The 26,569-nt window shown below is 72.5% G+C and carries 28 protein-coding genes and 1 pseudogene; 14 read left to right on the forward strand and 15 right to left on the reverse strand.

Features of this window, described 5'->3' with window-relative positions:
* Positions 1-61 precede the first annotated feature (61 nt).
* The 3 genes from OG861_RS01950 (at position 62) to OG861_RS01960 (ending at position 3,130) form a co-directional block, all read left to right on the forward strand.
* Complete coding sequence (locus OG861_RS01950) at positions 62-784, forward strand: response regulator transcription factor (RefSeq protein WP_329201174.1); 723 nt, start codon at positions 62-64, stop codon at positions 782-784.
* Positions 781-2,199: a HAMP domain-containing sensor histidine kinase gene (locus tag OG861_RS01955; RefSeq protein WP_329201172.1), complete on the forward strand. Its 1,419-nt coding sequence runs from the start codon at positions 781-783 to the stop codon at positions 2,197-2,199. The genes OG861_RS01950 and OG861_RS01955 overlap by 4 nt, the downstream gene beginning before the upstream one ends.
* Before the next feature lie 145 nt (positions 2,200-2,344).
* On the forward strand, positions 2,345-3,130 hold the full coding sequence (locus OG861_RS01960) for an alpha/beta fold hydrolase (protein WP_329201170.1): 786 nt from the start codon (positions 2,345-2,347) through the stop codon (positions 3,128-3,130).
* Positions 3,131-3,190: 60 nt separating this feature from the next.
* Here OG861_RS01960 and OG861_RS01965 read toward each other — a convergent pair whose 3' ends face one another.
* Positions 3,191-3,856: a TetR/AcrR family transcriptional regulator gene (locus tag OG861_RS01965; RefSeq protein ID WP_329201168.1), complete on the reverse strand. Its 666-nt coding sequence runs from the start codon at positions 3,854-3,856 to the stop codon at positions 3,191-3,193.
* Between the two features lie 56 nt (positions 3,857-3,912).
* On the opposite strand from OG861_RS01965, the gene OG861_RS01970 reads away from it, so the two are divergent.
* Positions 3,913-5,367: an MFS transporter gene (locus OG861_RS01970; protein WP_329201166.1), complete on the forward strand. Its 1,455-nt coding sequence runs from the start codon at positions 3,913-3,915 to the stop codon at positions 5,365-5,367.
* Positions 5,364-5,756 (forward strand): cupin domain-containing protein, encoded by a 393-nt coding sequence (locus OG861_RS01975; protein ID WP_329201164.1) that lies wholly within the window; start codon positions 5,364-5,366, stop codon positions 5,754-5,756. Before OG861_RS01970 ends, OG861_RS01975 begins: the two co-directional genes overlap by 4 nt.
* Positions 5,757-5,834: 78 nt before the next feature.
* Here OG861_RS01975 and OG861_RS01980 read toward each other — a convergent pair whose 3' ends face one another.
* A complete protein-coding gene (locus tag OG861_RS01980) occupies positions 5,835-6,686 on the reverse strand; it encodes a LysR substrate-binding domain-containing protein (protein WP_329201162.1) in 852 nt (283 codons plus the stop codon).
* Between the two features lie 80 nt (positions 6,687-6,766).
* On the opposite strand from OG861_RS01980, the gene OG861_RS01985 reads away from it, so the two are divergent.
* On the forward strand, positions 6,767-7,261 hold the full coding sequence (locus tag OG861_RS01985; RefSeq protein ID WP_329201160.1) for a cupin domain-containing protein: 495 nt from the start codon (positions 6,767-6,769) through the stop codon (positions 7,259-7,261).
* A 135-nt stretch (positions 7,262-7,396) separates the two neighbouring features.
* Here OG861_RS01985 and OG861_RS01990 read toward each other — a convergent pair whose 3' ends face one another.
* Positions 7,397-8,233: an undecaprenyl-diphosphate phosphatase gene (locus OG861_RS01990; RefSeq protein ID WP_329201158.1), complete on the reverse strand. Its 837-nt coding sequence runs from the start codon at positions 8,231-8,233 to the stop codon at positions 7,397-7,399.
* Between the two features lie 234 nt (positions 8,234-8,467).
* Here OG861_RS01990 and OG861_RS01995 point away from each other — a divergent pair, with 234 nt between their 5' ends.
* Positions 8,468-8,851, forward strand: a complete 384-nt coding sequence (locus OG861_RS01995) for a BlaI/MecI/CopY family transcriptional regulator (protein WP_329201156.1) — start codon at positions 8,468-8,470, stop codon at positions 8,849-8,851.
* 9 nt (positions 8,852-8,860) lie between these two features.
* On the forward strand, positions 8,861-9,892 hold the full coding sequence (locus OG861_RS02000; RefSeq protein WP_329201155.1) for a M56 family metallopeptidase: 1,032 nt from the start codon (positions 8,861-8,863) through the stop codon (positions 9,890-9,892).
* 48 nt (positions 9,893-9,940) lie between these two features.
* Here OG861_RS02000 and OG861_RS02005 read toward each other — a convergent pair whose 3' ends face one another.
* Positions 9,941-10,570, reverse strand: a complete 630-nt coding sequence (locus OG861_RS02005; protein WP_329201153.1) for a class I SAM-dependent methyltransferase — start codon at positions 10,568-10,570, stop codon at positions 9,941-9,943.
* Positions 10,571-10,612: 42 nt separating this feature from the next.
* Positions 10,613-11,554 (reverse strand): LysR family transcriptional regulator, encoded by a 942-nt coding sequence (locus OG861_RS02010; RefSeq protein WP_329201151.1) that lies wholly within the window; start codon positions 11,552-11,554, stop codon positions 10,613-10,615.
* Between the two features lie 70 nt (positions 11,555-11,624).
* On the opposite strand from OG861_RS02010, the gene OG861_RS02015 reads away from it, so the two are divergent.
* Together OG861_RS02015 and OG861_RS02020 are read left to right on the forward strand one after the other, a co-directional pair.
* Positions 11,625-12,563, forward strand: a complete 939-nt coding sequence (locus tag OG861_RS02015; RefSeq protein WP_329201149.1) for an NAD-dependent epimerase/dehydratase family protein — start codon at positions 11,625-11,627, stop codon at positions 12,561-12,563.
* 14 nt (positions 12,564-12,577) lie between these two features.
* Positions 12,578-13,501 (forward strand): aldo/keto reductase, encoded by a 924-nt coding sequence (locus OG861_RS02020; RefSeq protein WP_329201147.1) that lies wholly within the window; start codon positions 12,578-12,580, stop codon positions 13,499-13,501.
* 6 nt (positions 13,502-13,507) lie between these two features.
* Here the strand turns inward: OG861_RS02020 and OG861_RS02025 are convergent, their stop codons facing one another.
* Both OG861_RS02025 and OG861_RS02030 read right to left on the reverse strand, forming a co-directional pair.
* Complete coding sequence (locus tag OG861_RS02025) at positions 13,508-15,640, reverse strand: YbdK family carboxylate-amine ligase (protein WP_330261072.1); 2,133 nt, start codon at positions 15,638-15,640, stop codon at positions 13,508-13,510.
* Positions 15,641-15,810: 170 nt separating this feature from the next.
* Positions 15,811-16,632 carry a lipase family protein gene (locus OG861_RS02030; RefSeq protein ID WP_329201143.1) on the reverse strand — a complete coding sequence of 274 codons (822 nt, stop codon included), beginning with the start codon at positions 16,630-16,632 and terminating at the stop codon, positions 15,811-15,813.
* Between the two features lie 430 nt (positions 16,633-17,062).
* Here OG861_RS02030 and OG861_RS02035 point away from each other — a divergent pair, with 430 nt between their 5' ends.
* Both OG861_RS02035 and OG861_RS02040 read left to right on the forward strand, forming a co-directional pair.
* Complete coding sequence (locus OG861_RS02035) at positions 17,063-17,548, forward strand: DUF2975 domain-containing protein (protein ID WP_329201141.1); 486 nt, start codon at positions 17,063-17,065, stop codon at positions 17,546-17,548.
* Complete coding sequence (locus OG861_RS02040) at positions 17,548-17,769, forward strand: helix-turn-helix domain-containing protein (protein ID WP_330261073.1); 222 nt, start codon at positions 17,548-17,550, stop codon at positions 17,767-17,769. Before OG861_RS02035 ends, OG861_RS02040 begins: the two co-directional genes overlap by 1 nt.
* A 53-nt stretch (positions 17,770-17,822) precedes the next feature.
* On the opposite strand, the gene OG861_RS02045 is transcribed toward OG861_RS02040, so the two are convergent.
* Entirely contained in the window at positions 17,823-18,467 is a 645-nt protein-coding gene (locus OG861_RS02045; protein ID WP_330261074.1) for a dihydrofolate reductase family protein, read from the reverse strand.
* Positions 18,468-18,618: 151 nt separating this feature from the next.
* Positions 18,619-18,951: a putative quinol monooxygenase gene (locus OG861_RS02050; protein WP_329201135.1), complete on the reverse strand. Its 333-nt coding sequence runs from the start codon at positions 18,949-18,951 to the stop codon at positions 18,619-18,621.
* A 225-nt stretch (positions 18,952-19,176) separates the two neighbouring features.
* Between OG861_RS02050 and OG861_RS02055 the strand changes: the two genes are divergently transcribed.
* A complete protein-coding gene (locus OG861_RS02055; protein ID WP_329201133.1) occupies positions 19,177-19,686 on the forward strand; it encodes a RidA family protein in 510 nt (169 codons plus the stop codon).
* A gap of 226 nt (positions 19,687-19,912) precedes the next feature.
* On the opposite strand, the gene OG861_RS02060 is transcribed toward OG861_RS02055, so the two are convergent.
* Complete coding sequence (locus tag OG861_RS02060) at positions 19,913-20,356, reverse strand: luciferase domain-containing protein (RefSeq protein ID WP_329201131.1); 444 nt, start codon at positions 20,354-20,356, stop codon at positions 19,913-19,915.
* A 153-nt stretch (positions 20,357-20,509) separates the two neighbouring features.
* Positions 20,510-21,364 (reverse strand): class A beta-lactamase, encoded by an 855-nt coding sequence (gene bla, locus OG861_RS02065; RefSeq protein ID WP_329201128.1) that lies wholly within the window; start codon positions 21,362-21,364, stop codon positions 20,510-20,512.
* 242 nt (positions 21,365-21,606) lie between these two features.
* Between bla and OG861_RS02070 the strand changes: the two genes are divergently transcribed.
* Positions 21,607-22,578, forward strand: a complete 972-nt coding sequence (locus OG861_RS02070; protein ID WP_329201126.1) for an SDR family oxidoreductase — start codon at positions 21,607-21,609, stop codon at positions 22,576-22,578.
* A 114-nt stretch (positions 22,579-22,692) separates the two neighbouring features.
* Here OG861_RS02070 and OG861_RS02075 read toward each other — a convergent pair.
* The 4 genes and pseudogenes from OG861_RS02075 to OG861_RS02090 form a co-directional block, all read right to left on the reverse strand.
* A pseudogene (locus tag OG861_RS02075) lies at positions 22,693-23,631 on the reverse strand (helix-turn-helix transcriptional regulator); the annotation flags it as partial.
* Positions 23,632-23,673: 42 nt separating this feature from the next.
* The gene (locus tag OG861_RS02080) at positions 23,674-24,318 is read right to left on the reverse strand and encodes a response regulator transcription factor (protein WP_329201122.1); all 645 of its coding nucleotides are present in this window, start codon (positions 24,316-24,318) and stop codon (positions 23,674-23,676) included.
* Entirely contained in the window at positions 24,282-25,547 is a 1,266-nt protein-coding gene (locus tag OG861_RS02085; RefSeq protein ID WP_329201120.1) for a sensor histidine kinase, read from the reverse strand. Before OG861_RS02085 ends, OG861_RS02080 begins: the two co-directional genes overlap by 37 nt.
* The gene (locus tag OG861_RS02090) at positions 25,544-26,377 is read right to left on the reverse strand and encodes a CPBP family intramembrane glutamic endopeptidase (RefSeq protein WP_329201118.1); all 834 of its coding nucleotides are present in this window, start codon (positions 26,375-26,377) and stop codon (positions 25,544-25,546) included. Before OG861_RS02090 ends, OG861_RS02085 begins: the two co-directional genes overlap by 4 nt.
* Positions 26,378-26,569 lie beyond the last annotated feature (192 nt).

Here is a 26,569-nt window from a genome sequence, read left to right on the forward strand (position 1 = left end):
CGCACCGGCTTCCGGGTCCGCCGCCCGCGGGGCCTTCCGACCGAGCCCCTAAGGTGTCCCCATGCCGAGCGTCCTGGTCGTGGAAGACGACCCCAGCATCCGCCAGTCACTCATCGAGGTCCTGGCGGAGCACGGGTACGCCGTCCGCAGCACGGCCGACGGGTTCGGCGCCCTGCGGGAGGTCACCCAGTCGCGCGTCGACGCCGTGGTGCTCGACCTGGGCCTGCCCGATCTGGACGGGGCGGACGCGCTGCGCATGATCCGGGGCATATCCTCCGTCCCCGTGCTGGTGGCCACCGCCCGGGACGACGAGACCGAGATCATCGCCCTCCTCAACGCGGGCGCCGACGACTACCTCGTCAAGCCCTTCTCCGGGGGGCAGCTCATCGCACGCCTGTCCGCCGTGCTGCGGCGGACCGGGCAGCTTCCCGCCGCCGCCGGTGCGGCGGGCGCCCCCGTGGCCCCCGCGGCCGGTCCGCTGGGCCCCGTCCTCGTGGGCGAGCTGGCGGTGGACCCGGGCGCCCGCACCGCGCACCTGGCCGGCCGGGAGCTGCGCCTCACCCGCCGGGAGTTCGACCTGCTGGCGTTCCTCGCCCACCACCGCGGTCAGGTCGTCTCCAAACGCCGGCTGCTGAACGAGGTCTGGCGCGAGCCGTACGTGGACGACCAGACGGTCGACGTGCACCTGTCGTCCTTGCGGCGCAAGCTGGGCGAGCGCGCGGTGGCTCCGCGCTACCTGCTGACCGTCCGCGGTGTCGGCATCAAACTGGTGGCACCGCGGTGAGACGCTCACTGGCCGGAGTGGCGCTCGCGGTGACCTCCATGGTCGCCCTCTCCTTCCTCATACCGCTTGCCGCCCTGGTGCTGTCACTGGTCAAGGAACAGGCCGTCACCGCGGCCGAACAGCGCGCCGCCGCCCTGGCGCCGGTCCTGACCCTGACCTCGGACCCGACCGCGCTGCGGGAGTCCACCGCAAGCCTGGACGCCGCGGACCGCCTCGTCGTCCATCTGCCGGGTTCCGGTCCCCTCGGCAGCTCGAGGGCCCCCAGGGCCCTGCTCGAACGGGCCCAGCGCGGGCGGGAGTCCATCTCCCAGGAGATCCCGGGCGGCTGGATATGCCTGCAGCCCGTGGTGCTGCCCGGCGACCAGGTCGCCGTGGTCGAGAACTTCGTACCCGAGGCGGAACTGACCCACGGGGTCAAGGAGTCCTGGGCGGTCATGCTGTTCCTGGCCGTGGGACTGATCGGCGGTTCCGTGCTGGTCGCCGACCGCCTCGGCGCGAAGGTCGTCACCTCGTCGAAGCGGCTCGCGCAGGCGTCGCGCGCACTCGGCCAGGGCGACCTGGACAGCCGGGTGGAGCCGATGGGCCCCGCGGAGCTGCGCGACGCAGGCGTCGCCTTCAACGCGATGGCCCACCGCATGACCGAACTGCTCGCTGTGGAACGCGAACTCGTCGCCGACCTGTCCCACCGGCTGCGCACCCCGCTGACCGCCCTGCACCTGGCGTCGGAACGCATGGTCGGCTCGCCGGAGTCGGCGAGGGTCGAGGCGGCGGTCGGCGAGCTGGAGACCGAACTCCAGGCCATCATCGCCGCTGCGCGCACCCCGCTCGCCGTGGGACCGATGGGCCAGGGCATGCTCGCGGGGGATCCGCCCTCCGCCTCCCCCGCGGCCGCCGGCGTGTCCGGTCCCCGCTGCGAGGCGGCCGAAGTGGTGCGCCGGCGCACTGCCTTCTGGTCCGTCCTGGCAGAGCAGCAGAACCGGTCCTGCTCCCTGGACGTGACCCAGGAACCCACGGCCGTCAGCCTGTCCGACGACGACCTCGCCGCCGTCGTGGACGCGCTCATCGGGAACGTCTTCCGCCACACGGCCCCGGGCACGCCGTTCGCCGTCCACGTCGTACGCACGGTCCATGCCGTGCGCCTGGTCGTGGAGGACGGCGGACCGGGCATACCGGAACCGGACCGCGCCCTGGCCCGCGGGAGCAGCAGCGGTTCCAGCGGACTGGGACTCGACATCGCGCAGCGGGCCGCAACCGTCACGGGCGGCTCGATGCACATCTCCCGCGGTGGGCTGGGAGGCGCGCACATCGCCGTGACGTTCGCGCTGGCCCCCTCGGCCCCGGCCGGACGTCCCTCCCGCGCGTCCCGGCGGCGGCCGCGCTGGCCGCGCGCCCGCCGGGGCTTGCGCCGGAGCTGATCTGCGGGCGGTCAGACCGCCGGGAGTGCCGGGTCGAGGACGGGCGGCCTGCGGGTGGCCCCGGCTCGGGCCGGCCGGGACGTCCGCCGTCAGCAAGGGCTCTGCGGAGGCGCAGCGGCATCCCGGCGAATGGCAAGCTACGCCCATGACTTCGACGACCGGGCCCGAGCCGAGGCGTGCAGCGACGACCGTGGCCGGGCGTCGCCTGTCCTTCCTCGATTTCGGCGGCCCGGGACAGCCCCTGCTCGCCTTGCACGGGCACTTCGCAGAGGGCCGCACCTTCACGCGGCTGGCCCACGAACTGGGCGACCACTGGCGCATCATCGCTCTCGACCAGCGAGGGCACGGATACTCCGACCACCCCGCCGACTACTCCCGCAACGGCTACGTCCAGGACGCGGCGAGCACCCTGGAGAACCTGGGCATCAGCAATGCCGTCGTGCTCGGACACTCGCTCGGAGGCGTCAATGCCTACCAGCTCGCCGCCCGGCATCCCCGACTCGTCCGCGCCCTGGTCATCGAAGACATCGGCGCCGAGGTCGAGGGCGACCTGTCCTTCTGCCTGCCCTGGCCGGACCGGGCGCCGACCCGGACCGCGCTGTTGGAAGCACTCGGCCCCTCGGCCGGCTACCTCACCGACTCCGTCCGCGAGTACCCCGACGGGTGGGGCCTCGCCTTCGACCCGCAGGGCATGAACGCCTCCCAGCGGCAGCTCAACGGTGACCACTGGCACGACTGGCTCGCCGGCAGCTGCCCCGCGCTGCTCGTCCGCGGCAGCCGCAGCCGGGTCCTCAGCGCCGGGCACGCACGGAGCATGGCGGCGCGACGCCCCGGCACTCACCGGGCTGACCTTCCCACAGGACACACCGTGCACGAAACCGACCCGGCCGGCTTCGCCTCGGCGGTCCGAGGATTCCTCGGCTCGTTGTGACCACGGCGGCCTGCCGGCGGCCGCGTGGGCAGGGGCCGGCGTGTCGGCGGCGCGTCCTCGCTACCGGGTGGTGAGGCCGTCCACCAGGGCCCGGAGCCCTTCCACGTAGGTGTCCTGGGCGGTCAACGCCTCCCACCGGTCTGCGACTTGAGCCAACCGGGGAACCTCGTCCGGGACGAGGTCCGCGAAGACCGCCGACCTGTAGGTGGGGCGGTCGTCCTCCGCGCGTCGCCGGGCGGACGCCGCGCGGACCATGATCTCTCCGGCTGTGTAGTGCCAGATCGCACGGTACCCGTGCACGGCCTGGTCGAGGGTCAGTCCGCACTCGACCAGGCCGTCGACGATCTGATCGACGAACCACAGAGCGCTCTTGGAGAAGAGGTCGTCGGCGGTCAGGACCGTCACGATCCAAGGGCAGGCGGCCAGGACCCCGTGGATCGCGTCCGCGGCGACGATGACCCGATCGCGGGGCCGGGCGGGCAATTCGGGGCGGTGCAGCGTCCGCGTCGCGTAGTCGTCCAGCAGCAGGACGAGCAGTTCGTCCTTGTCGCGGACGTGATGGTAGAGCGCCATCGGTGTACTGCCGATCTCCGTGGCCAACCGCCGCATCGTCAGCCGGTCCACGCCTTGCTCGTCCAGGATCCGCAAGGCCGTCCGGATGATCTCCTCGCGGGAGATGCGGGGAGGTCGGCCGGGGGTCTTGCGCGGTGCGGTCGGTTGCGGCATGCCCCCATCATCCCCCGGGGGTCGACAGCGAGGCACCTCTCCCCTATTTTTCTTACATGTATAGAAACTTAGGCAGGCACTCATCAGGGGTTGTGCTGGCGGCGGTTGCCGTCGCGCAGTGCGTCATGGCCCTGGACATGTCGGTGGTCAACGTGGCGCTGCCCGCGATCCGAGTGGCGCTGGGGTTCGCCCCGCTCGACCTGTCCTGGGTCGTGCACGTGTACGCGCTGACGTTCGGCGGACTCCTGCTGCTGGGCGGCCGCGCCTGCGACCTGTTCGGCCGGCGTCGGCTCTTCGTACTGGGACTGGCGGTCTTCGGGCTGTGTTCCCTGGCGGGCGGGCTGGCCCAGGCGCCCTGGCAACTGATAGCCGCCCGCGCCGGCCAGGGCCTGGGTGCCGCCACGGCCGCTCCGGCCGCCCTGGCCATGCTGACCACGACCTTCCCCGAGGGCCCCCAGCGCACCCGCGCACTCGGGGTGTGGAGCGCGGTCAACGCTGCGGGCGGTGCACTGGGCGTGCTCGTGGGAGGACTCTTGACGCAGTACGCAGGCTGGCGGTGGATCATGCTCATCAACCTGCCCGTCGTCGCGGCCGCCCTCGCCCTGGTCCCCCCGGGCGCTGCCGCCGAAACGCCTCCGGCCAGGCGGGAGGGGCCAGATGTGCTGGGCGCGGTCCTGGCCACCGGCGGAACCGGCCTGTTGGTGTTCGCCGTCGTGCGCAGCGAGGCACGGGGATGGGCCTCCCCGGCCACCTTGGTGACCCTCGCCGCCGCGGTCGTCGTGCTGACCGCCTTCCTCATCACCGAATCCAGGACCTCCGCGCCGCTCCTGCGCCTCGGGCTCCTGCGCAGTCACCGGATCGCCGGTGCCAACGTGCTGGTGTTCCTCGCGGCGGCCGGGCAGTTCGCCGCCTTCTACTTCGTGTCCCTGTACATGCAGCAGGTCCTGGGCCTGGGCGCCGCCGCGACCGGCGCCGCATTCCTGCCCTTCTCCGCAGGCCTGATCGCAGGCACCGTCGTCGCTACTCGGATCGCCTCCTCCCGCTCCCCGCGCGCATCCCTGGTGCCCGGCGCTCTGCTGGCCGCCGCGGGACTCTTCTGGTTCGCCTCCATCAGACCGGACGGCAGCTTCCTCGCCGACGTGCTCGGACCCTCCCTCCTCACCAGCGTCGGGACCGGACTGGTCCTGGCCCCGGTCGCCGCCGCCGCGACCACCGGCGTCACCCGCCGCGAGGCCGGTACGGCCTCCGGTGTCTTCAACAGCTCCCGCCAACTCGGCGGCTGCATCGGCCTGGCTGCCCTCGCGACCCTCGCGGCACACCACACCGGCGCTGCCACCAGCCCCGCCGCGCTGAGCGACGGCTACGCCCTGGGCCTGGCGGTCGCCGCCGCGCTCTTCCTGCTCGCCGCAGCCGTCGCCCTCGCCGTACTCCCCCGCCGCCGGACGGCGACGACCGCTCCGCGATCCGCCCTCACCACAGAGACCCAGCCGGAAGGGACACCGTCACGATGACCGCACCCGTCAACCTGTTCGACTCGGCACTCCACTTCTCCCCTGACGGCCACGTCCGGGCAACCGGACGGCAGATGACGGCCAGCGACGCCGGCGCCTGGCACGTCGCAGCGTTCCGTGCGGAGACCGACGCCGACGTACACGCCGACCACTGGGAAATGCACCCGGAGGCAGAGGAAGCAGTCTGCTGCCTCACCGGGGGCGTGCGCCTCTACCTCCGTGCCGCCGGACCCGATGAACCCCCGGAGGCGGTACAACTGCCCGCGGGTACGGCCGTGATCGTTCCCCGCGGCCGCTGGCACCGCCTGGAACTGGACGCACCGAGCGACCTCATGTCGATCACCCTTCGCCACGGCACCCGCCTCGAAGAGCGCACCGACACCCGCTGACCGGCATCCGGCACGGAGAAAGGGCGAACCCGGGGCCGGCACGACCGCCGCCCGCGCGACCGCTCGCTCCGGAGCCGCTCAACGGCGGTACACGGCGGTCGCGATCTCGATGAACGAGTGGAGCAACGGATTGGCGTCACCGTCGTTGCACACCGCGACCACGCGGCTCGGAGCCATGTCGGTCAACGGAACCACGGCGAGGTTTTCGGGCAGGCCGTGCCCGAGCGGGGCCAGGCCGACCGTGCTGTTCCACAGCACGGCTTGCAGACACTCCTGGACGACGCGCACCACCGGGCCCTCGCGCGGCTCGCCGCCGTTCCAGTACGACTGCCAAGCCGGGTCGGTCCCCTGCGGGAACCGGAACCAACGGCGGCCGGCCAGGTCGGCCAGGCTCAGGTGGTCGCGACCGGCCAGCGGATCGTCGGCGCGCAGTACCGCGCCGACCGGGTCGGTGCGCAGCTGACGCACGGTCAGTGCGGTGTCGTCGAACGGGGCACGGGTCAGGGCGACATCGACCAGTCCGGCGCGCAGCCCGCAGGTCGGGTCGGTCAGGTCCGCGTCGCGGATGCGGATGTCGACGCCGGGGTGCCGTTGCCGGAAGACGGCCGCCAGCCTGGTGAGGGCGGGGTCGGCGCTGTCGCCCAGGATGCCGAGGGCGAGGGTCGCGGCGCCGGCCGCCGCGGTCACGCGGGCGCGGACACGGTCGGCCTGGGCGAGCAGGGCTCGCGCTTCGTCGCGCAGCACTGTCCCAACGGGCGTGAGCGTGACGCCGGCCGGGGAGCGGACGAGCAGCAGGGCGCCGGTCTCGGCCTCCAACTGCTTGATCGCCCGGCTCAGCGGCGGCTGGCTCATGTGCAGCCTGGCGGCGGCCCGGCCGAAGTGGAGTTCCTCGGCGACCGCCAGGAAGTAGCGCAGGGTACGTAGCTCCACGCTGCGACGATACCGTCAAGGCATCCGCTCGGCGGAACAGGTCTTGGACACCCGCAGGGCTGCGGCGCTGCACTGGGAGCATGACCGACGAAGCGAAGACCAGTGAGCCGCAGGCCGCCCCCGCCGTATCGGTGGTCGGCCCCGACGACGGCGAGATGATCGTCCTGGGCACCACGCGCATCCGCGTCCTCGAAGACGGCAGCCACACCGGTCACCGTCTGGGAATGACGGAGTCCGTGCTCGCACCGCACACCGCCGGACCCCCGCAGCACCGCCATGCCCTCCACGACGAGGGTTTCTACGTCGTCTCCGGCAGGGTGCGGTTCACCGTCGGGGGTGAGGACCACGACGCGACCGCGGGCACGCTGGTGATGGTCCCGCCCGGCGCCCCGCACACCTTCACGAACATGACCGACCAGCCCGCGGTCATGCTCAGCACGTTCACCCCGGCCCTGTACGTGCAGTACTTCCGTGACCTCCAGAGCCTGACCGCCGACGGCACGCCGCTGACGCCCCGGGCCGGCATGGAGGTCATGAGCCGCTATGCCACCGGGCCCGCCACCGACTTCGCCTGACCGGCGAGGACCGCCGGGTCGTGCTCAACGTCGCCCTCATCGCCACCGCGGTCGTGACCCTGTGGCTGGCCACCGGCCGGCCGTGATGGCGAAACGGACCGGGGCCGGCCGGGCACGGCATGCACCCGGAGGCGGTCACGCGGTGAGCACTCCGGTGCCCAGGAGTGCGAACAGCAGGACACCGACGACGATCCGGTACAGCACGAACGCGTTGAAGGAGTGCCTGGCGACGAACTTCAGCAGCCAGGCGATCGAGGCATACGCGACGACGAAGGAGACGGCGGTGCCCACGACGAGCGGCAGGGGATCGACTCCGGCGCCGACGGCGTCCTTGAGTTCGTACAGACCCGCGCCGGTCAGGGCCGGGATGCCGAGGAAGAAGGAGAGGCGGGTGGCCGCCACGCGGTCCAGGTCGAGGATGAGGGCGGTGGACATGGTGGCGCCGGAACGGGAGAAGCCCGGGAAGAGCAGGGCGAGGATCTGGGAGCAGCCGACCAGCATGGCGTCCTTGAGACCGGTGTCGTCCTCGCCGCGCTTGTGGCGGCCCATCTGGTCGGCCGCCCACATCAGGCCGGATCCGAGGAGGAGCGACCCGGCAACGACCCACAGGGAGGCGAGGGGGCCCTCGATCAGCGGCTTGGCCGCCAGGCCGACGACGACGATCGGGATGGTGGCGTAGATGACCCACCAGGCGAACTTGTAGTCGTGGTGGTAGCGCTCCTCGCGGTCGACCAGGCCGCGACCCCAGGCGGAGACGATCCGCACGATGTCCTTGAAGAAGTAGACGAGGACCGCGGCGATCGCGCCGACCTGGATCACCGCGGTGAAGCCGACCACGGAGGCCTCACCGACGGGAATGCCCATCAGCCCCTCGGTGATCTTGAGGTGGCCGGTCGAGGAGACGGGCAGGAACTCGGTCACTCCCTCCACGACGCCGAGGACGGCTGCCTGTCCGACGCTGATAGCACTCATAGGGGTCCATCGCTTTCGTGGTGGTAGCGGCAAGCAGTTCCTCGGCCGGACCCGCAGAAGTTCTACAGGACTGTAGAAGATGAGCGGGGGAACGCAAAACCCGGGTGTGCGGACGTCCCGGACCCGCACCCGGCCCTGCACGGTGGCTGCCGGGCATGACAGACTCCGGGATGAGCTTCTACGGCAACGTAGAACATCTACGTGAACGCAGAAGACGGCGCAGGAGGAGAGACCGTGTCCGTGCACGAACCCACCCCGCCCAAGCGCGGCCGGGGCAAAGGCGAGCTGGAGGCCGAAGTCCTCGACACGCTTCACCGCGCCGCGCCCGAGGCCCTGAGCCCGGGCGAGGTCAAGGACGCGCTCGGCGGCGAACTCTCGTACAGCACCGTCGTCACCGCCCTGTCCCGGCTCTACGCCAAGGGACTGCTGAGGCGCAGCCCTCGGGGGCGCGCCTTCGCGTACGCCCCCATCGCCGACGCATCCGGCCTCGCCGCCCACGAGATGCGCAAGGTGCTGGAGGGCCGCCCGGACCGCGAGGCCGTACTGGCCCGGTTCGTCGACGACCTCTCCGACGACGACGAGCAGCTGCTGCGCAAGCTCCTGGACCTCGGTGACTGAGGCTCCCTGATGCGTCTCGCCGTGTACCTGCTCCTGCTCTTCCCGGTGTCGGCCGCCCTGGCCGCTCGGCCACTGGGTGAGCGACTGCCGCCCCGACTGGCCACCTGGCTGCTGACGCTCGGCGCGGTGGTGCTGGCCGCGGCGAGCAGCCTCGCCCTCGGCGTGCTCGCGATCACCGCGCTGATCCGATTCCCCCTGCTCGCACGGCTGGCCGACGGGCGCTGGTCGGCGCAAGTGGCCCAGCGCCACGATCCGGCTTCGCTGTCCGTCGGTCTCCTCGCCTGCGCCGTGCTGGCCGCCACTGCCACGGCCGCGGCCGTGATGCTCTGGCGCCGGGTACGCACGCTGGCCGCCTCCGCGGCGGAAGCCGCCTGCATGCCGGGCCACGACCAGCTGGTGGTAGTCGAAGACCCGGCGGCCGAGGCGTACGCCCTCCCCGGGATGCCTGGCCGCATCGTGGTCTCCACCGGCATGCTGGACGCCCTCGACACCGCCGAGCACGAGGTGCTCCTCGCCCACGAGCGGGCTCACCTCACCCACCACCACTACGTGTTCGTCGCGTTCACCCAGCTCGCGGCGGCCGCCAACCCCTTCCTGCGGCCACTCGTCCCCACCGTGTCCTACACGGTCGAACGCTGGGCCGACGAGAGCGCCGCCACCACTGTCGGCGACCGCCGGCAGGTGGCCCGCACCGTGGGCAAGGCGGCCCTGGCCGCCAAGCGCACCCGCGCCCGCGGCTGGATCCCCGCCGCCGCGCTCGGCGTCCTGGGCCGGTTCACCCCCGCTGAACCCGGCCCGGTACCGCGTCGGGTCGCCGCCCTGCTGACGCCGCCCCTGCGCGGCCGCACCGTGCTGATCGCCGCGATCGTCGCACTGCTCCTGGCGACGGCCCTGTGCGCCTTCGAGGCGACGCGCGACCTGGACACCCTCCTGGACCTGGCCCGGCACGGCGCCGCGCGCCACCCCGCGGGGACCTCTCCCCCACACCGTCCGCCGGCCGGCGGCGCCGCCGGTGCGGTGGTGCGGCCTGCGGGCTCGTGACGCAGCCACGCGTCCGGTACGGCGGGCACCCGGGGACGCGGGGACGCCCTACTGGAGGCGGGCCAGCAAGTGGGCGTCGAGGAAGCCCCGTTCGGAGGCCGGGTCGTGGAGCAGCCGCGCGGAAGTCGCGAGCCCGGCCCCGGCGAGCAACTCGGCGAACCGGTCCACCGGCCAGCTGTAGGCGGGAGCCACCCTGTGGTCGAAGCGGACCGGCTCCGGTCCTTCCGTCGCGAAGAACGAGACCAGCAGCAGTCCTCCGGGTGCCAGGACGCGCGCCTGCTCGGCGAGCAGCGCCGGCAGTTCCCCGGGCGGGGTGTGGATCATCGAGTAGTGGGCCAGCACACCGCCGAGCGTGCGGTCCTCGACCGGCAACGCCTCCATCCGCGCCTCGTCGAACCGTAGCCCCGGATGGGTCCGCCGGGCGTGGCCGACCATGCCCGGGGAGAGGTCGAGTCCGAAGGCGTCCAGCCCCAAGTCGTGGAGCATCGCCGTCAGATGTCCCGGACCGCACCCGACGTCGGCTGTCCGCAGGTTCCCCGAGCCGCGGACCAGTTCGGCGAAGGTGCCCACCATGGCCCGGGCGAACGGCCGCGTCTCCAGCCGGTCGGCGAACAGCGACGCGTAGAGGTCGACGACCCCGTCGTAGGCCGCCCTGGTCACGTCCCGGTGTTCCGCCACGGGGACGAAGCTAACATCCGCGCCGTTCATGCCGTCACGTGATCACGGGACGGGCGGCGGAAGGTGTGCGGCCCGCCGCCCCTGATGCTGCCGCACCGCCTCCTCACGGAGGGCTTGGATGAGGGTCGTGACGTGGGGCCGGTCGCCACGGCCGATCGCGGCGACACCGATGTGCCGGACCGGCCCCGGCGGCTTGACCGGAACGGTGCGCAGGCCCGGGATCTCCGGGTCGAGTGCGATGGAGGGGATCAGCGAGATCCCCAAGCCGGCGGCGACCAGCGTGCGGGCGAAGAAGTAGTCGGTGGTCGTGCCGCGCACCTCGGGGTCGAAGCCGGCTCGCTCGGCGTAACGGCGCAGGTACGCCTCGGTTTTCAGACAGCCGAGCACCCAGGGCTCCGCTGCCAGCTCGGCGAGGTCGAGCACCTCGCTGCCGGCGAGTCGGTGCTCCTGCGGCAGGACGACGTGCAACGGGTCTTCCACGATGTGGGTCCACTCCAGGCCGGAGCTGGGACCCGGCCCGACGGGCAACGGGCCGTCGAAGTGATAGGCGAGGGCGAGGTCCACGGCGCCCTGCCGGACGAGCGGCAGGGTGGTCTCGGGCTCACCTTCCCTTATGTGGAGCACGGCGCCGGGATGGGCTGCGGTGAGCCGGGCGAGAGCGCCGGGGAGCAGGAGCCTGCCGCCGCTGGTGAAAGTGGCGACGGTGAGCCGGGTGCGGCCGGTGGTGAGCTGGTCGACCCGCTGTTGTGCGTGTTCCAGCTCTGCGGCGACCGATTCGGCGGCGCCGACCATGATCTGGCCGGCTGGGGTGAGGGTGACCCCGCGGGTGCTCCGGGCGACGACCCGGGCGCCGAGGCTGCGCTCCAGGGCGGCAACGTGCTGGGAGACGGCCGAGGGGGTGAGACGGAGGGCGGTGGCCGCCCGGTTGAAGCTACCGTGCTGGGCCACCGCCCGCAGGACGCGCAGCCGCTGCACATCGATCAACAGTTTTCCTTCATGCGTCCTCAGTAGATCGGCACTTCTGCTGATGACGGTAGACGTTCAGGATGGCGGCATGCAAAAGATCTGCGTCATCGGCGGAAGCCGGTACTTCGGCAAGCTCCTGATACAACGTCTGCAGGCCGCGGGCCACCGGGTCACCGTGATCAACCGGGGTTCCAGCCGGCCGCCCGCCGGTGTCGAGCACCTCGTCGTCGACCGCAACGACGAGGTCGCGCTCACCGCCGCGCTGGGCTCCCGCACCTTCGACGTGGTCGTCGACCAGGTCTGCTACACCCCCGTGCAGGCCGAGATCGCCGTCCGCGCCTTCGCCGGCCGCGCCCGGCGCTACGTCATGACCTCCACGATCGAGGTCTACGACCCGGGGACCGCCGAACTGCCGGCGGTCCCGGCGGGCACGCCGGTGGCGGAGGAGACCGTGGACCCGGCCACCTGGCCCGTGGCCGTGGACCTGCCCTGGCAGGACGACGCATACCTCGAGGCGCACTACGCCGAGGGCAAGCGCCAGGCGGAGGCCGTCTTCACCCGTGACGGCAGCTTCGCGTTCGCCAGTGTGCGCAGCGCCCACGTCCTCGGCGGCGGTGGGCGGGAGTTCACCGGCCGGCTGGCTCATTACGTCGAACGCATCACCCGGGGCGAAGAGGTCACCGTGCATGCGCACGCGCTGCCCACGGTCTTCATCCACTACCAGGAGCTGGCGGATCTGCTGCTGTGGGCGACCGCGGCCGACTTCACCGGTGCGGTGAACGCCTGCTCGGACGGGCCGCTCGACGCACGAGGCCTCGCCGAGGTCGTCGCTGCGCAGGCCGGCCGGGGACCGGTCTTCCGGAGCGTGCCGGCGGGCGAGGAGGCGTCGCCGTTCTCCGTCGACCGCCACTACGCCATGAGCAACGCCAGGGCCAAGGCACTGGGTTTCTCCTTCTCCCACACCTGTGACTGGCTTCCAGGCGCCGTCGCGGAAGCCCTCACCACCGAACCGTCCCCCACCACCTGAGGAACACAACCGCCATGCAGTACCGCACCCTCGCAGGCACCACCGTCAGCGCCGTCGGACTGGGCGCCATGCCGTTGTCCATCGAGGACCGCCCGGACGAGACGCGGGCCGTCGCCACCGTCCACGCCGCGCTCGACGCGGGCGTCACGCTCATCGACACCGCCGACAGCTACCACTGGCACGCCGGGGAGGTGGGCCACAACGAACTGCTCGTCGCCCGCGCCCTGGCCCGCTACGGCGGCGACACCTCCGGCGTCCTGGTCGCCACCAAGGGCGGCCGTGGCCGCCCCGGGGACGGCAGCTGGACCGTCACCGCGGACCCCGCCCATCTCAAGCGCGCCGCCGAAGCCTCCGCCAAGCGCCTGGGCGTCGAGGCCATCGGCCTGTACCAGTTGCACAAGCCGGATCCGTCCGTGCCCTGGGCGGAGTCCGTCGGCGCCCTGCGGGAGTTGCTGGACGCCGGCACGATCCGCGCCGCCGGCATATCCAACGTCACCACCGTCCAGATCCGCGAAGCGCACGGGATCCTCGGCGACGGACTCGTCTCCGTGCAGAACCAGTACTCGCCCGCCGTGCGCGACAGCGAGGCGGAGCTGCGACTGAGCACCCGGCTGGGCCTGGCCTTCCTGCCGTGGAGCCCGCTGGGTGGCATCTCGCGCAGCTCCCTCGACGGCCCCTCCGGCAGCACCTCCGCCGGCACTGCCTTCCACCGCGTCGCGGCCGAGCACGGCGTCAGCCCGCAGCAGATCGCCTTGGCGTGGCTGCTCGCGCGTTCCCCGGTGGTGATCCCGGTACCGGGGGCCAGCCGCCCGGCCTCCATCACCGACTCGGCCCGGGCCGCGGACCTCGAGCTGAGCGCGGAAGAGCTGACGCAACTGGAGGACGCGTTCTCCAGCGGTTCGTCCGTCTCTCGCGGCAGCAGCTCGCCGGGTGCATGAGCCGCCTTACAGACGGGGCCCGTACGGGGCGAGGCCGATGATGAGGATGCGGCGCTCGCCCGGGCCGGTGCCGTCGCCCAGGCTCACCGGTCCGACGTAGTGGCTCACCCTGTGGTCGTGGACGGCGTACCCGTCGAGGGGTTCGTTGAGGGTGAAGCGTGCGTGCACCGCGGTCTCAGGGAGGTCATCGGGCTGGCGGCCGGCGGACTCGGGCGTGGCGATGACGTTCTCGCCGCCGCGGATGTTGGTGGAGCCGATGAAGTGGGCGAAGGTGAACGTGGCCGGTGAGCCGCCGTCCTGGTGGAGGCTGTTGGGTGAGGAGACGGCGGTGTCGGCGCTGGCGTGGACGGCCAGTTTGAGCAGGTGGACGCCGACGTAGACGGGGGTGCGCTGGAGGTCCTCCAGCCACAGGGCGTGGTGGAGGTCGGTGTCGATGAGGCGCTGCAGGAGCGCGTTGCCGTGCAGCGTGGTGGGGAGGTCGGGCAGACGGCGCCGTACGTCCGGGAATTCCGGGTTGTGGTCGTCCTGCCAGTATTCGGTCACCATGCCGTACGTGGGGTCGGGGGCGCCGGGTGTGAAGGACAGCTGCCCGGTCCACGGCAGGTACACGGCGTGGGAGTAGCGGCGGAACCGGTTGGTGTGCGGGGCGTAGGGGTCGGGCGGAAGAGTGGCGAAGACGCTCTCGATCTCGGCCAGGTCCCTACGGCGCGCGTCCGTGTCCGGTTCCAGGTCCGCGGCGCGGTAGCGGGCGTAGCCGTCCCGGCGCAGGGCGTCGGTGACAGCGTCGTTGGCGTGCGGGCGGTCGTGCAGGGTCGGGGCTTGCTTCACGGGGCCCTCCTGAGCCACGGGGCACAGCTCGGCCCCGGCCGGTCGTGCGGACACCAGTGGCGGCGTGTCGTGGGGATCCCAGGCTGACACGGGCGGGGGCCCGGCGCCGTCGCACACCCGCCGGTCAGGTGACGTACGGTTTCGCGGCCCGGTCGGTGTCGTTTCCGGCGGCGGTTGCGGGGGCGCGGCGGTCAGGTCGTCCACCACCGCGGCCAGACCGCCTGGCAGACGGGACGCGGCGCGCTGGCGGTGCGCCCCCGACCCGCGGCTCTCCAGCCGGCGCAAGAGGGCCGTGACCGGCTCGGTGTCGCCGTGTTCCTCCAGCGCGGGGCGGACGTGCTCCAGCAGCCGGGCGCCGCGCACCGGTGCCGGCAGGACCTGCCCGGTCAGGGCATCGGGGCCGTGGCCGCTCCAGCCGTCACGCGTGGCATTCCAGTAGGCGCAGCGCAGCCATTCGGCCGACGGGTGCGGGGCTCCCTCGCCGCGGCTCGCCGCGTCGGCGGCGGTGACCACCAGGGCCCGCGTGATCGCGGCCAGCGCCGCGGAGTCCGCGGGATCTGCCGGGACGTCCATGCAGCGCACTTCCACGGTCGGCAGCTGCGGGTGGGGGCGGACGTCCCAGAACGGCAGGTCCGCGAACGACATGCCGCCGGCCTCCGCCATGGCCTCGGCGTGCCGGCCGTACTCCTCGAAAGATCGCGCGTAGGGCGGCGGCCCGAGGGCGGGGAACCGCAGCCTGATGACCGAGCGCCAACTCGCGTAGCCGGTATCACGGCCCTCGCAGAAGGGCGAGTTCGCACTCATTTCCACCAGGAGCGGCAGCCAGGGCCGCAGATGGTTGGAGACCTGCACGGCCAGGTCCCGGTCGGGCAGGTGGACGTGGACGTGGAGGGCGTTGATGACGTAGTCGTCCATCATGGACCTGAACAGGTCGGCGCCGGCCCGGTAGCGCGGATGGGTGCCGATCGGCGCCGGCCCGGGCGGGCGCAGCACCGGTGTGCCCGAAGGGCACACCTTGAGCCCTTCTGCCGCGGCCGCTCGGGCAATGCCGGCACGCAGGCGCAGCAGTTCCCGGTGCAGCTGCGATACCGACGTGCAGGGCGGTGTCCTGGTCTCGATCTGGAAATCGGTGAACTCACCGGAGACGTCGTCGCCCAGTGTTGCGGCGGCGCGCGCCACTACGCGTGCCGCGGCCGGCTGCACGATCCGGGAGCCGGCCCCGACGAGGAAGAACTCCTCTTCCACCCCCACCGTCGGCGCCAAGGGGTCGCTCTGCCCGTGACGCAGGTCCTTGGCTTCGCTGGCGTCCATCCGTCCAGCATCGTCCGCTCCGCCTGCCGTGTCGCCTCCGACACGGGTCTCTCCTCCGACGGGGCCCCCGCGGACCGGTCACCCGCGGGCGCCCTCCTCACCCGGAACCTCTGCAGCGGCAGCCTGCCGGATGACGCAGAACACCGTCTCGCGCGCAGGGACGGCGGGCTTCAGAGGAGGTTCTTCTCCATCGCGTTCAGGTACTGCTTGACGGGGTGGTCGCGCAGGGCGTCGCTGGTGGGTGCGAGCAGGTCGGCGGTCGCGCCCTTGACCCGGTCACCGAGAGCGCTCAGCAGGGGCATCGAGCTGCGGATGCGTCCCGTGGAGTCGATGTAGTGGAGGGTGTCGACGTGGGTGTAGGCCGGTTCTGGCGGCAGCTGGGGGACGATGTCGTTGTTGTTGACGTAGCGGTGCAGGCGGTCCTTGAAGCCCTTGTTGCAGGAGGCGGCCAAGATCCGTTCGCAGGTGCGGGGCTGGCCGTAGGTGTAGATGCCGTCGGCCTGCAGGCGCGGCGCCTCCAGGTACATGCGGCAGCCGGCCAGCATCGCCAGGGCGCCGCCCAGGCTGTGGCCGGTGAACCAGACGCTCTGGCCGTTGTCGCGGAACTCGGCCAGCGATTGCCGGACGGTGGGGAAGACGCAGTCTAGGGCCTCGCCGAAGCCGTAGTGCACGAATCCGGTGCCCGCCGGGCCCGGCACGGGCGGGGTCGTGGCGTCCGAGAGCCAGTCGCGGATCTGGGCCGGCTCGGTCCCCCGGAACCCGGTGATGATCATCTTGTCGCTGGCGACCGTGTACGCCTGCGTGTCCTGCAGCGGGAACGGCGGCGTGAACCGGGTGTGGTGGTGGCGCACCCGGTCGAACCCCCATTCCCGGGCCGTGGCCTCCACGGTCGCCTCGTCCTTGTAGGCCAGCGCCGCGGCCTTGACCATCCAGTAGGCCAGCTGGGGGCAGTGCTTGGTCACGCTGTGGTCGATCGTCGTCGGAACGGACACCAGGTGCCTCCTTGGTACGCGAGTCCCCTTTGACCCGCCGCCCACCGCGGCCCGCCGCCCACCGCGGCCTGCCGGCCGCCGCCACGCCGAAGAACCGGCCGGCCGACAACTGCCGCGTCCCGCAGGGGCGGTGGTGGGCAGCAACGCCCGGCGCCGCGGAGGACGGGGGTCACTTCACCGGCGACCGTAGAAGGACGGGGGACCCCGGCGGCGGGGACATCGCGAGCGGCGGAGGCAGGAACGATCCCCCCTCACCCGAGCGGCTGAGCAGACGCTGCTCCGCCGGCCGGCCGGATTCTGTCCGGCGGGTCGGCTACGAGGCAGGGCTCCCGGTCACAGTTCTCGTCGCAGGGAGCGGCTTCCCGGGCAGGCCTTGTCTCATCTATCGATTTTCGATAGATTTTCATCGTTACTCGATGGAAGGATGGTCATGGGCAAGCTGACAGTGGCTGCGCTGCGCGCCGTACTCGTGGTGGTGCTCGTCGGCACCGTGTTCGTACAGGCCTTGATGGTGTGGGCGTTGGCCACCGACCCGGAGGACGGGTCGCTCCCGCTGACCCCGCTGCGCTTGGTCACGATCCTGGGCATGGTGTCGGCCCAGGTGGCCCTGGTGTGCGTGTGGCGGCTGGTGACGATGGTGCGACGCGGAACCGTGTTCTCCCACGCCGCCTTCCGGTACGTGGACGGCGTGATCGGCGCGATCGTGGCGGCCGCCCTCGTGTGGTTCACGGTCACGGCCCTCAATGCGCCGGGTCAGCGGGACGACCCGGGCGTCACCGTCATCATGGGCGGGGTCGGCCTGGCCATCCTGGGGGTCTCGCTCATCGTGCTCGTGCTGCGGATGCTGCTCGCCCAGGCCGTCGCGCGCGACGTCGAAGCGGCGCAGATGCAGGCCGAGTTGGACGAGGTGATCTGATGCCGATCGTCGTCGACATCGACGTGATGCTCGCCAGGCGGAAGATGTCCGTGGGCGACCTCGCGGACCGCGTGGGGATCACGCCCGCGAACCTGGCGGTACTCAAGAACGGCCGCGCCAAGGCGGTGCGTTTCGCGACGCTCGCCGCGCTCTGCGAGGTACTCGAGTGCCAGCCGGGCGACCTGCTGCGCTGGGAGGCCGAGGCCGCAGCAGGCGGATGACGTGCTCCGGAGCGGGGCGGGCAAGGCCCGGCACAGGTAACGCCGACGGGGCGTCAGTCGCCCCGGCGGGCGCCCCGGTCGGGTGCGCTCATGTCCCCCGTGGCCGGGGTGCCGTCGGCCAGCCCGTAGCGCAGGTACACGGTGCCCTTCGGGCCGGCTGCCGGGGGTGCGAGGAGCGAGACGTTGGTGGGCACCGCGCCCTCGTCGAACACCTTCTTCCCGACGCCGAGCACGATGGGGTGCAGCCAGAGGTCGAGGCGGTCGAAGAGCTTCTCGCGCAGGAGGGTCTGCACGAGGTTCAGGCTCCCGACGACCTTCACGTGCTCGTGGCGGTCACGGAGCTCGCGCACCGCGCCGGCGAGGTCCGGCCCGAGGTGTGTGGATCCGGCCCACGAGAGGTCGGGCCGGCCGCGGGACGCCACGTACTTCGGGACGCTGTTGAAGAGCGTGGCGATCTCGTTGTCCTGACCGCCCTCCTGGCGGGGCCAGTAGGCGGCGAAGAGGTCGTACGTCCGGCGGCCGAGCAGGAGGGCGTCCGTACCTTCGTACGCGGCACCGATCTGCGCCCCGGCAACCTCGTCCAGCAGGGGCGCCTGCCAGCCGCCGAACGGGAACCCCGCCGGGTCCTCGTCGGGGCCGCCGGGCGCCTGCCCGACGAGGTCGAGGGTCGCGAACATCGCGATGTGGACGAGGCCCATGGCTCACTCCCGATGAGGTCGGCTGTCTCCGTCAAGAGATAGACCTCCGGCTGCCCGCGGACTCATCGCCGCGCCGGAACACGGTTTCACCTCACCTCACGACGAGTCCCGTGCCCGCCGGCCAGACCGGCGGTGGCGAGGGCCGATCCCGTCAGGGGCTGTCTTCGACAGCCATCTCGCCCAGCAAGGACCAGTCGTCCTGCGGCAGCTTCATGTTCACGATGCGGGGCGTCGCGGCCAAGTGGCGCGGCAGGGTCCGCTGCGCCTCCTTGAAGTGGTCGGACTGGACGTGGGCCGCTCCGGCATCGTCGTCGCGGAACGCTTCGACCAGGACGTACTCGGTCGGATCGTCGACGCTCCGCGACCACTCGAAGGTCAGGCAGCCGGGTTCGGCGCGGGTCGCGGCGGTGAAGTCCGCTGCGATCTGGGGCCAGCGGTCCGCGAACTCGGGCCGGACCGGGAACTTTGCGGTGATGAAGATCATGACGCCTCCTTGGGTTCTGTTCCGATTCTCCGTCGTCGGCGCCACCGGACGGCGAGGCACGACGATCAGCCTCCCCTTCTGTCCTCTTGTACGGGCTCGGGTCGGGCGTCGCGGAATCCGGGCAGGCAATTCGATCGCCGATCCGTTCCCGTTCGAGGAGTTCTCCTTCGCCCCGTGAAAACGTCGTCGCGCCAGGCTCCACTGGGGAACGAAAGGACGAAGGAAATGACCAAGTCAGGGCGCAGGTTCGGCATCGCCGCCGTGGTGGCCGCGTTCGTGGCCGTGATGATCGCCGTTGCTGGACCGCAGGGAGCCAGCGCGCAGGACCAGGCGCGCCGCGGCTGGGACCACTTCGGGTTCGGGGTGCCGTGGGAGGAGTCCTACGGGTACTCGCAGGCCGTCAGAGCCGGGGACACGGTCTACATCTCGGGGCAGCTGTCGCACGACGCGGCCGGGAACCTCGTGGGCGTCGGCGACTTCGAGACGCAGGTGCGCACGTCGTTCGCCAACCTGGACAAGGTGCTCGCGCACTACCGGATCCCGCGCAGCCAGATCGTCAGCATGAAGATCTACACCAAGGACCTGCGCAAGAACTTCGACACGGCCGCCCGGCTGCACAAGGAGTACGTCGGCAACCACCGCACCACCGACACCATCCTGGGTGTCACCGACCTCGCGTTCCCCGATCAGTTGGTGGAGATCGAGGCCGTCGCGCTGGTGTCGCCGCGCTCCTGAACCGAGTCGGCCGCGCGGCTACCGCCGCGCGGCCGCTCGGCGCACCGCGGCGGTGACCGCTCGTGGTGCTTCACAGCGGTCCACCGGCGCGGCCCGCTCAGGCTCTCGGCCAGGTGACCGCGCTCGGGGACCGTGTGGCCCATGGGGGTTTCCCCCGCCTACTACCGTCCGGGCTGCCCGGCACTCATGGGGATCCCTCGCGCCCTCTCGTGCACGGCGCGGTGCTTCACTTGGCGCCCATTGCGAACCGGTACGACAGCTGGATGATCTTCCAGACCGTCTCCAGCTCCTCCGCGGTCCTGGGCCCGTAGACGAGCGTCACGTCCTGGACCGGGTGGTGCACTCCCCAACCCGCGGCGATGACGTCCTCCTCGGCCTCCGGCGGGAGCGTGAGGTGGAGCGAGCCGTCGTGGTGGGGGTGGATGTGGGCCCATTCCCTGCCGCGCTGGAAGGCCTCGGCGGGGCCCGAGCCGACGCCCTCGGGCAGGAAGAGGGCACGGGCGTGCGGCACGGAGACGAGCGTGGGGGACATGTACACGTAGGGCAGTGCGCGCATCCGCTCCCACAGCTCTTCCTGCAGCATGATCGGGGCGATCTGCGAGCCCTGGCCGTGCGGGGCCGGGCCGAAGACCCTCGGGGCCGGGCCGTTGCGGGGAGTCAGAGTGATCAAGGCGGTGTTCCTCTCCGGCCGGTGAGCCGGCCGTGCGTGAATGGTCAACGACGTTGCAGCATGTGCGCAGCAGGCTCTTGCCCCGGTGGAGAACCGGTCGAGGACGTGACCGAGCCCGGTGACGACCCGTGGGTCAGGCATCCGGGGAGGAGGTCACGTCAGCGCCGCGGCCACCAGTGCGGCCGTAGCGGCGAGCAGGGGCTCGTCGGCCGGCGCCGTCGGGTCGTGCTTGGTGGAGAGGACCGCGACCGCGACCGGTCCTCGGCCGGGCGGCCGGGCGATGCCCACGTCGTTGGTGGTGCCGTAGCTGCCCGTGCCGGTCTTCTCGGCGACCGTCCAGTCCTTCGGCAGTCCGGCGCGCAGGCGGTTGCCGCCGGTGGTGTTGCCCTGCAGCCACCCGGTCAGCCGTTCCCGGTCGGGCCTGCCGAGCGCGTCCCCGACGGTGAGCCGGGCATAGGTGCTGCCGAGGGCGCGCGGGCTGGAGGTGTCGCTCGCCCTTCCCGGTTCCGCGGAGTTCAGCGCGGGCTCCCACCTGTCGAGCCGGGTCACTCGGTCGCCGATGGACCGGCAGAAGCGGGTGACGGCGTCCGGACCGCCGAGTTCACGCAGCAGGAGGTTGCCGGCGGTGTTGTCGCTGTGGTCGATGGCTGCCGCGCACAGGTCCGCGACGGTCATGCCGTGTGCGAGGTTCTCGGGCAAGCCCGTGACCGGTGCGTAGCCGGACTCCGTGACGTCCTTCTTCGTGTACCGGATGCGATGGGCGAGGAACGTGCCGTCGCGGTCGAGGTCCCTGAGCACCGCGGCCACGGCGAGCGTCTTGAAGGTCGAGCACATGGGGAACAGCTCGTCCGCGCGGTACAGCACCGCCTTGCCGGTGACGGTGTCTCGCCCGAAGACCCCCAGTCGTGCCGAATGCGCCCGCTCCAGCGCACGCAGCCGGCCGGTGATCCCCTCTCCCTCCGCGCCCTTCGCGAAGGCGCGTCCCCCCGCGGGGAGGACGACAGCCATAGCGGTGGCGGCAACCGCACCGAGAACCCGACGCCGACTGGAGCGCAGAACCATGAGCACTTCCCCTGCTGTCCGTGTGACCGCCCGAAAACCGATCTGCCGTCTCGTTCCGGGCAGTTCATCCCATTGATCACCCATCAGGACGCGGCTCCGCACGGAATCGTTCCGACCCGTACGTGATGCGCGACACTCCAAGGAAAAGGTGACGTGTTCTGTCAGTTTTGGCCTGAACGATGGATGACATGAGCAACGAGGACATGAGCAACGAGAACACCCGTCAGGATGACTCCCGGCGCCCGCTCGCCGGGCGGATCGCGCTCGTGGCCGGTGCCACCCGCGGGGCCGGACGCGCTCAGGCGGTCGAGCTGGGCCGGGCCGGTGCGACCGTGTACGTCACCGGCCGCACCACCCGGACCCGGGCCAGCGAGGTCGGCCGGAGCACCGAGACCATCGAGGAGACCGCCGAGCTGGTCGACGCGGCCGGCGGAACCGGGATCGCGGTCCCCACCGACCACCTCGACGAAGCCCAGGTACGCGCCCTCGCCGAACTGATCGACCGGGAGCAGGGCCGTCTCGACATCCTCGTCAACGACCTGTGGGGCGGCGAGCACCTCCTCGCCACCTCCGTGTTCGGGAAGAAGAGCTGGGAGACGCCACTGGCCGACGGCCTGCGCATCCTGGAACTCGGCGCCCGCTCGCACGTGATCACGGCTGCGCTGCTGCTGCCGCTGCTGATCCGTTCGGACGCGCCGCTGCACGTGGAGGTCACCGACGGCACCGCGCACTCCAACCGGCGGTACCGCGAGAACATGTACTACGACCTGGCGAAGAACGCTCCGATCCGTCTTGCGTTCGGGCTGGGCCAAGAACTGGCGGAGTACGGGGGTACGGCGGTCGCGGTTTCGCCGGGCTTCCTGCGCTCGGAGCAGATGCTCACCTTCTTCGGCGTCAGCGAGGAGAACTGGCGCGACGCGATCGCCCAGGAGCCGTCATTCGCGATCGCCGAGTCCCCGCAGTACCTGGCCCGGACGGTGGCGGCGCTGGCCGCCGACCCGGACCGCGCCGAGCGGTGGAACGGCAAGTCCACCTCCAGCGGGGAGCTCGCCAAGGTGTACGGGGTGACCGACGTGGACGGCAGCCGGCCGGACGCCTGGGCGTACTTCGAGGACGTCGTCTACGGCGGGAAGGAAGGCTCCCCCGAGGACTACCGCTGACCCTCGGCTTCCCCGGGTTCCGCCACCGGCGGGTCGGCCTGGTAGAGGGCCGCCAGCCGCCGCACGCGCGCGGAAGCGGGTGCGCAGGGAGTGCGGGGCCAGTACCTCGGCGTCCGCGCCGAGCCGGGCCAGCTGGTCGAAGGCGACGTCCTCGGACTCGACGGGCAGGCCGAGCGTGACCCGCCCGTCGGAGTCCGGGGCGCTCGCGGCGGCCAGTGCCTCCTCGACGGCGGCCCCGTCCACGACCGCGGGCAGGCGGCGCAGCCCCCGCCCGGTCAGCCGGACCGTGACGGTGGTGCGCAGCAGCGCGCGGGCGAAGGCGGCCGAGCGGGCCTCCCAGTGCGCGGCCAGGTCGAAGGCCGCGTCGCGCACGAACGGTTCCTGCGCGCCGGGAGCGGGCGCGAGGGCCGTGAGGCGGTCGACGCGGTAGGTACGCCAGGTCGCGTCCTCGCCTGGCCGCCCGCCCGGGACGCGGACCCGGGCCACGACGTACCACGTGCCGGCCTTCAGTACGAGCCCGTACGGCTCCACCACCCGGGTCGCCGTGGAGGGCGGTGAGCCGTCCCGGCCAGGCCGCGCATAGGCCAGCTCGACAGCCCGGTCGGCCCACACGGCGCGGGCCAGGTCCGGCAGCAGCTCGGGCGCGGACGGCTCCCGGAACCAGGCCGGGGCGTCGAGGTGGAAACGGCGCGCCGCCGACTCGGCTGCCTCGCGCACCGACGGGAGCAGGGTCGCGGTCAGCTTCAGCCGGGCAGTGTGCGCCGCACCGGACAGCCCCAGGTCCTGCAAGGCCGTCGGCAGTCCCGACAGGAACAGGGTCTCCGCCTCGCTCGGGTGGAGCGTGGTGAGCCGGGTCCGGTGACCCGGGGCCAGGAAGTAGCCACCGACGCGGCCCCGCTCCGACCGGACGGGGACCCCGGCCTCCTGCAACGCCTGGGCATCGCGGATCACGGTCCGCTCGGATATCTCCAGTTCGCGGGCGAGTGCGGCGGCGGTCAGGCCGGGGTTCGACTGGATCAGGAGGGCCATTCGGATCAGGCGGGCGGCACGCATGCTCCCAGGATCGCCGTTCCGGCGGACGAACGGGGCGTCGGCCTAGCGGCGCAGGTACGCGAGGACGGCCAGGACCCGGCGGTTGTCCTCGGTGGACGGGGCGATGCCGAGTTTGGCGAAGATGCTCGCGGTGTGCTTGGCGACCGCGCTCTCGCTGAAGTGGAGGGCCGCGGCGACGGCGGTGTTCGAGCGGCCCTCCGCCATCAGTTCCAGGACGTCGCGTTCCCGTGGGGTGAGGGCGGAGATGGTGCCCCGGGCGTCGCCGCGCGACAGGAGCCGGCCGATCACCTTCGGGTCCAGGACGGTGCCGCCCGCGGCGACGCGCCGCACGGCGTCGACGAACTGGCCCGTGTCGGTGACCCGGTCCTTGAGGAGGTAGCCCACGCCCCCGTCGTCGCTCGCCAGGAGCTCGTTCGCGTAGAGCTGCTCGACGTACTGGGACAGGACGAGGACGGGCAGCCCGCGATGGTGGCGGCGGGCTTCGAGGGCGGCCTGGAGGCCCTCGTCGGTGAAGGACGGCGGCAGGCGCACGTCGACGACCGCGACGTCCGGCTTCTCCTCCAGCAGGGCGCGCAGCAGCGAGGGGCCGTTGTCGACGGCGGCGACGACGTCGAAGCCGTGCTCCCGGAGCGTGCGGACCAGGCCGTCCCTCAGGAGGAAGAGGTCTTCGGCAAGGACGACGCGCACGGGATCTCCAGGGTCACTGTGGTCGGTCCGCCCTGCGGGCTGTGCAGGGCGAGGCTCCCGTCGAAGGTAGCCAATCGGGCCCGGACACCGAGCAGTCCGGTCCCCCGGGCGGGATCCGCCCCGCCGCGCCCGTCGTCGGTGACGGTGACGCGCAGCCGCCCCTCGCCGTGGGCGAGGACGATGTCGACGCGGTCGCCGCCGGAGTGTTTCGCCGCGTTGGCCAGCAGCTCGTTGACCGCGAAGTAGGCGGCTGATTCGACCGCGGCCGGCAGCCGTCCCGCCAGGCGGACCTCGACGTGCACGTCGAGGAAGCTGTCGAGGGCCAGGGAGCGCACGGCATCGCCCAGGCCCCGGTCGGTGAGGACCGGCGGCTGGATGCCCCGGACCAGGTCGCGCAGGTCCTCCAGGGCCCGTGCGGACAGTTCGCGCGCCTCCAGCAGCGCCGCGCGGGCGGCCGGCGGATCGTGCAGCAGGCGCGTCGCGCCGTCGAGGCGCATCCCGAGCGCGACGAGCCGGGCCTGGGCCCCGTCGTGCAGGTCCCGTTCGATGCGCCGGAGCTCGTCCGCCCGGCCGTCCAGCGCGACGGCCCGGGAGTCCGTCAACTGCTCGATGCGGCGGACGAGTTCGGTCGTACGGGGCGCGGCGAGGAGCAGCCGGCTCCAGCGCGCGTGCAGGCGCAGCACGGCGGGGGCCAGGAGGAGAGCGGCAGCCGTGAGGGCGACGCCCAGGAGCAGCGCCGCGAGCATGCCGGCGGTGCTGCGCACGGGGACGAACGCGTACCAGTTGCCGTCGCCCAGCAGCCGCCACACGAACGGCTGGACGAACGCCCCGAACGCCCCGTACACGAGGAGCGACGGCGGCACGGCGAGCAGCGGGCCGCCGGCCAGGGGCTCCAGCCAGGCCCAGCCCAGGTCGCGCCAGAACCCGGCGTCGGCCAGCACCGCGCGGGCCCCCGCCGTCCGCGGGAGCGGGGCGGGCGGGCTGACCGGCACCCCCGACCAGCGCGCGGCCCGCTCCCGGGCCCGGTCGGCGCACCGGCGCAGCAGGGCCGCAGCGGGTGGCAGCAGCCGGTGGCCGATGCCGACGGGCAGCAACAGCAGCGCTCCGACGACGGCCGGTCCCGCGCAGGCCGCCACCACCAGGCCGAGCAGTCCGGCCAGGTGGCAGCGGCCGACGGCGGTCAGGGCGTGGAGGGTCCCCGCGCGGGAGCGGGCGGCGATCGAACTCATGTCCCGTGCAGGGTAGTCGGCGCGGGCGCGGTCTCCGACGCGGGCGCCGGGGCCACCGCCGACGCGCGCCGCCGCCCCCGCACCCATGCCAGGGCCACCACGAGGCAGGAGAGCCCGAAGCAGAGCATCGGCGTGACCGCCCCCGACTCCTCGTCCAGGAAGAGGAGCAGTCCGAGGTTGACGAGCGTGTGGAAGCCGCCCGCGAGCAGCAGCCGGTACGGACCGCCCGTACGGTCGAGGGCCACGCCCAGGACGACCGACATGGCCACGGTGGCGACGAGGAAGCCCGCGGCGTAGGCCGGGGCCTGGGCGAAGACCGGTACGTGCCAGGCACCCCACACCACGCCCACCGTCACCGACGAGGCGAGGGTCCCGAACCGGGTCCGCAGCAGCGGCTGGAGGAAGCAGCGCCAGCCGATCTCCTCTCCGCACGCCCCCGCCAGTTGCGCCATCGCGATCAGGGCGAAGGGGTGGTGCAGGGCCCCCGGCGGAGTGGAGCCGACGCCCCCGCGGAGCGTCCCGTACGCACCCACGGTGAGCGCGACGATCAAGGCGGCCGACCCGAGGAGTGCCACCGCCCGCCCGCCGCCCCCGCGCCGGCCCCCGCCCCGCAGCAGTTCGCGGGTCCGCCTCCACCGGTACAGGGCGATCGCGCCCACCCCCGCGGCCGGCCCGAACTGGGTCAGCTGCACCACCTCGGTGGGCACGCCGGTGGCCGGCTGTACCGCCCCCAGCACCCCGGCCGCCAGGAAGGCCACCGCGGTGAACACCCCCGCCGCACCCCACGTCCCGCCGCGCCCCACCCGTTCCACGCCGTGCGCCCTCGCCATGACCGTCCCGCCCGTCCGTCCGTCCGTTTTCCCGACGGGTACGACGATGCCGGGCACGGCGGCCCCGGACACTGCACCCGGCACCCGGGCGGGGGTGCACCCAGGTCCAACCCGGACCGGGTCCGTTCGGCGGCGCCGCCGACACCATCACCCACCTGCGGGAGAGCCTTGGAGTGCCCAACATCGTGCGGG

The sequence above is a fragment of the Streptomyces sp. NBC_00539 genome (assembly GCF_036346105.1).
GTDB lineage: Bacteria > Actinomycetota > Actinomycetes > Streptomycetales > Streptomycetaceae > Streptomyces.